Raw genomic sequence first — 2,154 nt, 5'->3', positions numbered from 1 at the left:
TATATAAACTTAAATATTTTTTCTTTCAAAAAATTTAGCTTATTTTAAGAATTTTTAGAAAAATTCTGCAACAAAAGAGTTTAAAATTTTTATCTAAAAATAATTTAGTTTTTAGGGTTGAATTAAAAAAACTGAAAGGTAAAAGGTTCTAAATTACAATAAATTAGCGGTGTTTTAGTCCTACATTGAGGGCTTTTTCTAGTAAGGCTTTGCGTTCAGGATTAAGCTGCTTAAAGTGTCGTTCTGCTTCCAAGATGAGTTTAGCATTGACGCTTTTGTGAGAAGTTAGAATCGCGATAAATTCTAAGTCAAAGTCGGATATTTCGCCCATATATTGCGCATAATGCGTATATGCGAGATTTGAATACTGCGTTAGCTTGTTTAAATCATTGGCTTTGTCTTTAAGCAATTCTAGGAGTTCTTGTGCATTAGGAACTTTGGGTTCTTTTTCTTTGATTCTGTTTTTGATAGATTTATCACGCAAAAATGCGATAAACAGCGCAACTGCTAAAACTACAACAACTAAAACAATCAAAACTAAAACCCAATTTTGCATTTTTTCCCTTTAGATTCTTTGTGTAATTATAACTTACTTTCTTGTAAATTTAAAAATCACAAAACCTTGCTTGCGTTCAAATTTCAAGATAAATGAATGCGTATTAAAGCCTAAAGAATAATTAAGAATAAAAAGTTGCTAGAATCTATTATGTTAAATTATTGAATTAAAATTATCCAAAAACACAGAATCTTTTGAAATGTTTGTGCGAGATTCCTTAAATTTTATCTAGTTTTCGTTATAATCCGCAAATTTTTAAGGAGTTTTTATGAACAAAGAAGAATTTAAAACAAAAGTAGAATCTTTACAAAGTGTGCCACATTATAAACAACCTTTAGGGTTTGGGATTTGCTATGCAGATGTAGGTGTAATGAGTGGCAAGGTTTTGCAAGCAACTTATCCTGTGTTAAATTGGGGTGAGAATTTCGGTGCTTATGCGATTTTTGAATCTTTGCGCGAGGAATGCGAAATATTAGAAGAATGCGAAAGTGAGCTTGTGCTTGGAATTACAGAGGGCTTTATTATTGCGGCTTTAGCGAGCTTTGGTGGATACATTGCAGAGACACAAGAAAGCCCTAATACACACAAAAATGTCTCCGTGCTTTTAGAGTTGCAACGCGCCTTACAAGAGGGCAGAATCTATACTGAAAATGGCGATTTTCGCTACCGATTCTGCGCAATTTATCAAGATGCGCAATGCAAAAGCGTAGAATCTGCGTATTTAAAATTGCTTGCTCTCTCGCTTGGCAAAGCCCCGCTTAGAAGTTTGCAATTAGACGGAATCTTCGGGCTTTTGAGTAATGTTGCTTGGAGCGGAAATGTGCCTTTTGAGCTAGAATGGCTACGAGAGAATGAGATTTCGCTTAAAATGCGTGGAGAGTTCCCTGCGATTGATTTTGTAGATAAGTTTCCTCGCTATTTAATGCAAGTGATTCCACAATACGATAATATTCGCTTGCTTGATACTGCAAAAACCCGCTTTGGAGCGTATCTTGGCAAGGGTGGCTATACACAAATGCCGGGTGCTAGTTATGTGAATTTTAACGCCGGAGCAATGGGGGCTTGTATGAATGAGGGGCGCATTAGCTCTAGTGTTGTTGTGGGTGAGGGGAGTGATGTCGGCGGGGGTGCTAGCATACTTGGTGTTTTAAGTGGTGGGAATGCAGACCCTATTAGCATTGGCAAAAATTGTCTTTTGGGTGTGAATAGCTCTACGGGGATTAGCTTGGGCGATGGTTGTATTGTAGATGGTGGAATCGCAGTTTTGGCTGGGACAATCTTTAAAATCAGTGAAGAAGAGGCGCGAAAAATTGCAGAAATCAATCCGAGCTTTGAGATTCAAGAGAGTGGATTATACAAAGGACGTGATTTGTCGGGTAAAAATGGTGTGCATTTTAGGCAAGATTCCAAAAGTGGCGCAATGATTGCGTTCCGCTCTAATCGCAAAATAGAGCTTAATACCGCGTTGCATTAAACGTTTCGTTGTGATTTGGCAAATGTAAGAGTAGCAGAATGTCTAGTATAATTTCTGTGCGGGGGGGGGGGGCATAATCGTGTTTTTTTGTTTTTTTTTATGAGGGAAATGGGTTTGGTTTTTG

Annotated in this window: 2 protein-coding genes; one reads left to right on the top strand and one right to left on the bottom strand. The window is 37.1% G+C overall.

Translation table 11 applies throughout. The features are described from left to right. Positions 1-163: 163 nt before the first annotated feature. Positions 164-556, bottom strand: a complete 393-nt coding sequence (locus K2N75_RS07665; protein WP_300120276.1) for a hypothetical protein — start codon at positions 554-556, stop codon at positions 164-166. A 268-nt stretch (positions 557-824) separates the two neighbouring features. Here K2N75_RS07665 and K2N75_RS07660 point away from each other — a divergent pair, with 268 nt between their 5' ends. Continuing rightward, positions 825-2,030 carry a tetrahydrodipicolinate N-succinyltransferase N-terminal domain-containing protein gene (locus tag K2N75_RS07660; RefSeq protein ID WP_300120274.1) on the top strand — a complete coding sequence of 402 codons (1,206 nt, stop codon included), beginning with the start codon at positions 825-827 and terminating at the stop codon, positions 2,028-2,030. Positions 2,031-2,154: the final 124 nt, after the last annotated feature.

This window comes from Helicobacter sp. (genome assembly GCF_029067145.1).
Lineage (GTDB): Bacteria > Campylobacterota > Campylobacteria > Campylobacterales > Helicobacteraceae > Helicobacter_D.
Note: the sequence above shows the minus strand (reverse complement) of the source record. Positions and strands in the feature narration are given on the sequence as shown.